Here is a 7347-nt window from a genome sequence, read left to right on the forward strand (position 1 = left end):
CGTGTATCCATCTGGCTATTTTTTCGTATTGTTTCATTTTATTTTCCTTTTTGTTTGTTATTTGTCATTATTGATACGGTGAATATAAGCATTATTTTGCAAAGTCAATAGGTTTTTTTAATTATTTTCAAAATATATTATTCAAAATATAATACGGGAAATATAAACTTCAAAATATAAACCCAAATATATAACCCAAAATATAACACAAAATATATAACGCTATTTATAACCATGTTTTATTTATTGTGTCTTTCATCTTAATTCCAGACATTGCAAGACAACATACGATAAAGTTCAACGCCATCATGTAAAATAGTGTTAATATTATGGCTGTTATTAGGTAATTCATTATATGCTCTTCAATCTATTAAACGTGGTTTGATATTTTATTTTAAACTCATTAAAAGACTGGTCAATATAATGATTTACGGCTTTATGTCGGTCATGACTGCAATCATGACAATAATAAGACCCACCGTTTAAAGTCATTTGTTTTTTCTCCATAAGTCGCAGGTCAAGACCGTATTTCATAGCTGCATCATTGACATTTTCAGTGAAGTTGTTTGTTTTAAAATCCCAGTTTAACTGTTTGTTGTTAGCTTTGTAGTTTATTATTCTATGTATGTTCATTTTATTTATCCTTTGTTTTTTGTAATGTCAAGTTATATTTCTACTGTTATGCCAAAATCGGGTTTTCCTAATTCAATTACCCTAATCTCCAATCTATCGTAATTGTTTATTTTCGCCCATTTTTCGCCTTTACTCATAAGTTTACCGCTATTCACATACCCATCACACTCATATAAAACTTCTTTCATATATGATGGTTCTCCAATTTTACAACCATATAATAATGTTGTTTTCATTTTATTTCCTTTGTTTTTTGTTCATTAATCTTGGCTTATATTATAACCAATTATAATACGTGTCAAGTCTTTTTTCAATTTATTTTCACTCAAGAGATTTATATTTTTCAAAATATACCTTGCAATATATAACTGAAAATATAAACCCAAAAATATAACACCAAATATATAACCCAAAATATAACACAAAATATCACAGCCCATTTATAATATGATGGCACATTTTCAAATCCTTATTGAGAATTATTCTCATTAGTCAAATTTCCTTATTGAGAACCAATCTCAATAAAGCATTTTATTCACTGGTTAAACTATTGACTATGAATTGTTTTTAACGTGCCTAATTTCGCTCATATCGAGGCTTTAACTGGAATCTATAGTAAGTATACTTCGAAGGTTTTTCTCTCTGTTATGGCTAAATTTACCCCTGTTTAATTATTTTACTCGTATCCAAACACCAAAAAAGCCCGCTAAAAAGCGGGCTAGATTGGTTTCTTTATTTTATTATTTGCCTTTACGCTCCCTTAATACCTTTTTAGCGTTTTTTAGCCTTATGTTGTCTTCTTCTGTATTTAAAAAACTGGAAATTGGAAGGGACAACGCTTTTGTCATTTGTTTTAAATCCCAGCTTGTTTGATTCCTTAATGTTTCAATATCTATTTTTGTGTGTTTCATTTTTTTGCCTTTTTTTTAGTTATTTCATTTAGGAAATCCTGCAATAGTTCACCCATTTCGTCCCTGCTGTGAGCTTTCTTCGCCAGATTATTGTATTTTTTTTGCAGATCATACGCAATGCTTTCGCCTATCGGTGAATAACCCGTTGAAATAATGACCCCGTCCAAATTGTAATAATCGCAAGACCAGCCATAAACACCACTCGAATAAGCAAATGGCGATTGATACACAAACAATCTATCAAGCTCACAATACCCCACTGCATACAGTTGATACGCACTTTCTTTTATTTGTTTTTTAGTTGTTTTTAGTTTCATGATTTCACCTCTGTTTCTTTGAAGGATTCGACTAGGTCAAGTAAATTTTCGCCTAAGCTAAAATTATAATCAATTTCAATTTCATACGTAGGATAAAAGCCCGCATTGGTTACGCCACCTATTTGCATTGTATCCGTTTTTAAATTGAGATAATAAACTTCGTCATTTATTTCAAGATAGTAACAATTCAGACTCTCAAAATCCTTTTTAAATTGTTCTTTGGTTTGTTTCATATCACTCACCCCCTTCAACTAATAGTTCAAGATATTTTTTCCATTCTTTGTATGTGCCGAGAGGGTTGGCAGTTATCCAATCGCCAAAGTTTTTCCTTGTCAGTTCATTTGGCTCATAACTTGGTGCTTTAACTGATTTATCAATAAAGCTATTTATTATTGTTTGTTTCATTTTGTTTCCCTTTTTTGTTTGTTTATGTATCATTTGATACGATAGAATTTAGGTAGGTTTTTTTATTTGTCAATAGGTTATTTAATTTATTTTACAATGCTATTAATACAATAAAATGTAGCGATTCAAGTAAGTGTTCCGCGAATCCACCATGGACTTTAATGGTGCATCCTATCAAACCACCCATTACCGCAGCATGAAAAGATTAATTTCATGTGATTCACTTGCAATAGGGGGCAAGGGGTATGCTTATCTGGTTAGGGTGGTTAAACGTCATTACTCATAAAATGGTGTATAGTTAAGTCTGTTGCTATTTTAAAAAAAAATAAAACCATATTTAAGTTTAATTATTTAATTAATAGATGCCTTTGTTCTCTATAGTAGGATAAGAGACTTAGTTGGATTTAGGTGCGTTTTGAGTACTCACATCTCCGATGTTCGAGAGAGTTCTTGTATTAATCGGTTTAAAGTTTTAACTTTAGGGAAAATTAAGGAAAAGTATATGGTCAATCTACCTGCACATTGGACATCTCAAAAGATGCAAGCTATTGAAATAATGGTCGATGAAATGGGGCAATCAAATCAAGTTATCGGTGATAAAGTCGGAGTTACACGAGCAACTATACATCGATGGCTAAAAGACCCTGAATTTGTTGAAGTTCTCTATCAAAAGTATATGATTACATTTGGCAGTCGGTTGCCTGTTGTTTTAAATGCGATGATTCGAGAAGCAGAAGGTGGAAACGTTCAAGCTGGTCGTTTAATCCTTGAACACTCTGGCAAACTTATTAAAAGAGTGGAAATTGCAAATACACAGTCTCCTTTTGAGAAATTCCTTGATTCACCTGAAGGAAAAGAGATTCCTGCTGAAATTGAGTACCAAGAAGCTGAATTTGAAGTCTTTCCACAAAGACCTGATGTGCCGCAGACATCTGTGAAAGATTTTGAACACGTTTATAAAGAAAAAGTAGGTGTTGTATCAAAGGCTCAACAGGAAAAGACCAAAAAGAAACGTAAAATAGCCTTAGATATAAGGAATCGTGCCCATAAGGTTGGATTAATACTTTTAGGGCGAGGTCGCCACTCAAACAAGCAACGGAGAGAGTGGATGGCTAAATTAGAGAAAATGGAAGCAGATTTAAAGGAAAATGCCCTTTAAAGGTGTTTCTATCCATTTATCAAAAGAGAAAATGGGAAGAAACGGCACTGGTGGTTGTTTTTAAGGAAAAAACGCTGTTTAAAGGCACTTCCTTCCATTTGACGTACTTGACAAATCCATTTGTCAGATTTGACAAACCAATACCATATATAATACATATATAAAAAAACTATATAGTGCCAAATCTTAAATTAACAATATGGCATTCTAAAAACAAATAATTAATCAACTTCAGGAATTGCTTGTTTAGTATTAAAAGAACTACAACGTGGACAAGGCTCTAATTCAGCCGTAGCGTCATCCAAAGCGGTGAGGGTGAACCAAGTATGGATACAATCAATACACAGCCATGACACTACCTTAAATCGCTTCATATGGCTATTGTGGTATTTATCTCTATGTCATCTGGGATGAGTTGGCAGTAACAATACTCTTTACACACACTCCAACCTGAACCTGGCATACCTTTGGCTTGCCATCCTTCCCAGCTATCAACTTCACCTGCTCTTGATTCACAATCAGGACATATATTCTTAGACACAGTAATCCATCTTAGCTTTTGCCCCATATATCCAGTTCTGCGGAATGCTTGATTAATGCCTCCAATAATTCCTCGCTTAATTGCGTTCCTAAGTTCTCCGAAGATTCTTCCGTTTCGCCTAAGATCGTCATTAAGTGTGCCAATAATTGATTGTTGGCTAACACCACTTGCATTAAGTCTTCCAATTTCTTGTCCAAATCTTTCTGCGAAGATTCTAACGTCGTAAGAGAGTCCGAGAGCAACCCATAATAATATTTCTCTATCTTTGTCATCTAACTTCTCCTGTTCGGGCATGATTACCTCGATTTAATTGGGGTTGATAAGTGCATTGCGTTACGCATTGCCTTAATTAAGTTTTTCGTCAGTTTAGAAGTATCCTTACTGGCAAGTTTCATAGCGACTGATAAAAAGTTTCTCGCAGGGACATCGGCATTGGGTATCATTGAATTAGGTGGCGTTTTATGTGCTTTGATGTGCTTTGCACCATACGATAGCATTTCAACGCCATCTTTTGTCCCTTTGATACTATCTCGGAACGCACCTGTATGAACCAAGGGCTTAAAAGAATTTGTTTTAGGTCGGTGCTTTGTCCCCTTTACCCTAATCTCTCTTGTTGATTCAGCTAATGGTTCAAATTTGCCACTATCAATAGCTTCCTTAGCCCTATCCGCTGAAGATACTGAAACCCTATGGGCATAATTTCCCAATAGATTATCCAGATTGTCAGCAAGTTTTCCAAAGTCGAAATTAACCGTCATCTCTAATTTCATTCCAAAAACCCTCCCCAAGTTGTTTTGATTCTAAATACTTATCTTGATTCTCAAGAATAAACTTTTCTACTTGTTTCTCAGCCCAAGCAATCGGATCATTAATAATTTCTTGGATGTCACCGCTTAATTCGATATCAATATCATTCAGCTTGTCTAGGCTCTTGACGGAATTGAGCAAAGATTGACTGTTGTGATTCGCTTTCGTTTGTTTTTCGGTTTTCATCGATAACTTCCTGTGCTTGGTTAATTGTTAAATCTTTATTATTACGAACCATAATCTTGGCACGAGTAATTAAGTTCTGCTCAAGGTCAAACTGGTCTTTCAGTATTTGGTCTTGAACTGTTGTTGGATATTCGACTTCTTCAAAATCAACACCAAACTCTTCAGACAGTGGAATCCCGTTATACTCGGCAATTACACGTTCAACATCATAAAAATCCTTTTCATATAGTCTCCACATCGCAATATCGTCAAAGTAATCTTCTTTTCTTTCCAAATCTTTAATCATTAAAGAGATACCCGATGGGACTTCACCGCCAGACTCTGCCCATTGAATCCATAAGTGATTATTGGAAGCAACAAGTTCAATTTGGAATTTAATGTTATTTATTGCATCTGCAATATTCCCATTAGGACTTGTAACGTTATATTCTCCTTCATCACCCATATCAAGGATAGTATTAGAACCTGCTCTAATCGTTTCTTGGTCTGCTCTTAATCCCCTAACCCAAGGTTGTCCAAACATATTAAATCTCAATCCAAGATTCATTTCCGTTAGACCAATATTGACTTGTTCATTACAATTAATAATATCTGCTGCACCTTCAACAAAGAATGAATCAATCTGGTCTTCACGATGCGTGAAAACAAATGGCAAGATACCTAAAGGATTCTCTGTTTCTTGTAGTATTGCACCATCATTATCAAGAACGGCATAGATACTTGAATCCCAGTATGCCCATTGTAATCCTGTTGAATTAGATAAATCGGCAGATTGGTTAAGTAGGGGGTAAATAATAGCTTCAGGTTTAAAAGGATTTTCTCCGAAGTACGATTCAAAGTAGTATATCGGTCTATACTCGAACTTATCATTCTCCCAGTAAACTCGATTAGCGACTGTACCCACTAAACGAGTCATACGTTCAACGTGCTTCATCCTAACATCTTTAAATGCTGTTATTTTGTTGTACACATCAGTTGTACTACCTGTAGTTCTATTAGCACCAAGTGTGTAGATTCTACTAATCTTATTGATGAACTTTCTTGTAAAGTTAGTTAGAGATGGTGGAATCTCTGAAAAAGCATCTCCATCAAAGAATTTATTTATATATTGGTCTGTTGATGTGCCAGAATAGTAATCTAAATACTTTCGTATCTCGTTTCGTCTTCCCTGTGCTGTTATTAGTTTTGATTCAATCAGTTTATCTCTAATCACATCGTGTATCATCTTTGTATCCTCTTCATGACCCTATTCTTCATAGGGAATCTATTTGTTATGAAATATCTAAAGGCATCATTACCATGATCATGATACCCATCCTTAGTAGGTTCTTCTCTTATTGCTTTACCGTCCACCGACTCAGGGTAGCGGTATTCTTCAAAATCTTGTATTACATCAAGGCATCTTTTATCTACATGAACCCTACGAGTGCCATAAGCATTCTCAAAGAATCCCCTTGCGTAAGCTACACTACTGATAATGTTACGACTCTCCTTATCTCGTGTTGAGATAATGTGAATACCACTCCTACGGAATATCTCCATATCAGCAGCACCACTCTGTCCCTGAACATTACTCCCTGCTGGATCTCCGTAATACGATACAATCGGGTATCCCTTGGTCTTTATCATCTTAATCAAGTCTTCTGTCTTAATGTTTTGTTTATGCAGTATAGAATCAAAGATACGAATATAGTCTTGCCCATTAATGACTTGGGTTTGCATAAATAATACAGCAGGCATCCTATACCCAAAATCTATTGAGCAATATGTAGGAAGGTTCGGGTCGTATGGGAAGTCTCCCGTATCTTCTGTTCTATCGAAATCCCATACCTTGCCTTCAAATACTGAGAACTCAGCACCGAACTCTTGTCCGAATAGTGCCTTAGTCATATTACGTTGTCTTTCAATAAGTGCAGGGTCATGGATACCTAATGGGAACTCGTGTTGATTCATCCATGATGGAGATGAATAACTATTCCATTCTGTGTCTGAAGTACCAAGTTTGTATAAATCATATATCCAGTTCCGACCTTCGGGAGTTGTAATAAATATTACCTTACCTTTTCTACCTGCTACAGTTGGGGATAAATACATATCCCAAATCTTTTTATTCATCTTGGCTACTTCATCAATAACCAAAAGGTCAAGTCCTTCACCCACTAAGGAATCAGGATTGTCAGCCGACATACCTTCAACAGTTGTCCCCCATTTAAACTTAATATACATATCCTTTTCAGATGAACGGATAATATCTTCAGGATGTCCAACAACCATACGTTGCCATATTTCTCTAAAGATTAATCGAGCCTTTCTATAGGACATACCTACAACCCAAATACGTTTATTAGGTTGAGATGCAACATAAGTAGCTTCCATTGCAGAAGCCCA

General features: G+C 35.1%; 11 protein-coding genes. 1 reads left to right on the top strand and 10 read right to left on the bottom strand.

Translation table 11 applies throughout. The annotated features are described in order from the left end of the window. Window positions 1-351: 351 nt before the first annotated feature. From HOG71_08995 to HOG71_09020, 6 genes are all read right to left on the bottom strand, one after another. A complete protein-coding gene (locus HOG71_08995; protein MBT5990981.1) occupies window positions 352-633 on the bottom strand; it encodes a hypothetical protein in 282 nt (93 codons plus the stop codon). Between the two features lie 32 nt (window positions 634-665). Further along, on the bottom strand, window positions 666-869 hold the full coding sequence (locus HOG71_09000) for a hypothetical protein (GenBank protein ID MBT5990982.1): 204 nt from the start codon (window positions 867-869) through the stop codon (window positions 666-668). A gap of 504 nt (window positions 870-1373) precedes the next feature. Then, complete coding sequence (locus HOG71_09005; GenBank protein ID MBT5990983.1) at window positions 1374-1544, bottom strand: hypothetical protein; 171 nt, start codon at window positions 1542-1544, stop codon at window positions 1374-1376. Beyond that, complete coding sequence (locus HOG71_09010; protein ID MBT5990984.1) at window positions 1541-1861, bottom strand: hypothetical protein; 321 nt, start codon at window positions 1859-1861, stop codon at window positions 1541-1543. The genes HOG71_09005 and HOG71_09010 overlap by 4 nt, the downstream gene beginning before the upstream one ends. Continuing rightward, complete coding sequence (locus HOG71_09015) at window positions 1858-2094, bottom strand: hypothetical protein (protein MBT5990985.1); 237 nt, start codon at window positions 2092-2094, stop codon at window positions 1858-1860. The genes HOG71_09010 and HOG71_09015 overlap by 4 nt, the downstream gene beginning before the upstream one ends. 1 nt (window position 2095) lies before the next feature. Then, window positions 2096-2266 carry a hypothetical protein gene (locus HOG71_09020; protein MBT5990986.1) on the bottom strand — a complete coding sequence of 57 codons (171 nt, stop codon included), beginning with the start codon at window positions 2264-2266 and terminating at the stop codon, window positions 2096-2098. A gap of 538 nt (window positions 2267-2804) precedes the next feature. Between HOG71_09020 and HOG71_09025 the strand changes: the two genes are divergently transcribed. Beyond that, window positions 2805-3425: a hypothetical protein gene (locus tag HOG71_09025; GenBank protein MBT5990987.1), complete on the top strand. Its 621-nt coding sequence runs from the start codon at window positions 2805-2807 to the stop codon at window positions 3423-3425. 370 nt (window positions 3426-3795) lie between these two features. Here HOG71_09025 and HOG71_09030 read toward each other — a convergent pair whose 3' ends face one another. The 4 genes from HOG71_09030 to HOG71_09045 all read right to left on the bottom strand — a co-directional run. Beyond that, complete coding sequence (locus HOG71_09030; GenBank protein ID MBT5990988.1) at window positions 3796-4260, bottom strand: hypothetical protein; 465 nt, start codon at window positions 4258-4260, stop codon at window positions 3796-3798. 2 nt (window positions 4261-4262) lie between these two features. Next, window positions 4263-4736 carry a hypothetical protein gene (locus tag HOG71_09035; protein MBT5990989.1) on the bottom strand — a complete coding sequence of 158 codons (474 nt, stop codon included), beginning with the start codon at window positions 4734-4736 and terminating at the stop codon, window positions 4263-4265. 140 nt (window positions 4737-4876) lie between these two features. Continuing rightward, on the bottom strand, window positions 4877-6184 hold the full coding sequence (locus HOG71_09040) for a hypothetical protein (GenBank protein ID MBT5990990.1): 1308 nt from the start codon (window positions 6182-6184) through the stop codon (window positions 4877-4879). Further along, window positions 6181-7347, bottom strand: a 1167-nt coding sequence (locus HOG71_09045; protein ID MBT5990991.1) for a hypothetical protein, incomplete at its 5' end; no start/stop codon positions are given. The genes HOG71_09040 and HOG71_09045, both read right to left, overlap by 4 nt.

This window comes from Bacteroidota bacterium, from assembly GCA_018698135.1.
Taxonomy (GTDB): Bacteria; Bacteroidota; Bacteroidia; order CAILMK01; family JAAYUY01; genus JABINZ01.

What these genes read in the sequence shown, in the direction of transcription:
- HOG71_08995 (MBT5990981.1), bottom strand. Translation starts at nt 633, where the DNA reads ATGAACATACATAGAATAATAAACTACAAAGCTAACAACAAACAGTTA.
- HOG71_09000 (MBT5990982.1), bottom strand. Translation starts at nt 869, where the DNA reads ATGAAAACAACATTATTATATGGTTGTAAAATTGGAGAACCATCATAT.
- HOG71_09005 (MBT5990983.1), bottom strand. Translation starts at nt 1,544, where the DNA reads ATGAAACACACAAAAATAGATATTGAAACATTAAGGAATCAAACAAGC.
- HOG71_09010 (MBT5990984.1), bottom strand. Translation starts at nt 1,861, where the DNA reads ATGAAACTAAAAACAACTAAAAAACAAATAAAAGAAAGTGCGTATCAA.
- HOG71_09015 (MBT5990985.1), bottom strand. Translation starts at nt 2,094, where the DNA reads ATGAAACAAACCAAAGAACAATTTAAAAAGGATTTTGAGAGTCTGAAT.
- HOG71_09020 (MBT5990986.1), bottom strand. Translation starts at nt 2,266, where the DNA reads ATGAAACAAACAATAATAAATAGCTTTATTGATAAATCAGTTAAAGCA.
- HOG71_09025 (MBT5990987.1), top strand. Translation starts at nt 2,805, where the DNA reads ATGCAAGCTATTGAAATAATGGTCGATGAAATGGGGCAATCAAATCAA.
- HOG71_09030 (MBT5990988.1), bottom strand. Translation starts at nt 4,260, where the DNA reads ATGCCCGAACAGGAGAAGTTAGATGACAAAGATAGAGAAATATTATTA.
- HOG71_09035 (MBT5990989.1), bottom strand. Translation starts at nt 4,736, where the DNA reads ATGAAATTAGAGATGACGGTTAATTTCGACTTTGGAAAACTTGCTGAC.
- HOG71_09040 (MBT5990990.1), bottom strand. Translation starts at nt 6,184, where the DNA reads ATGATACACGATGTGATTAGAGATAAACTGATTGAATCAAAACTAATA.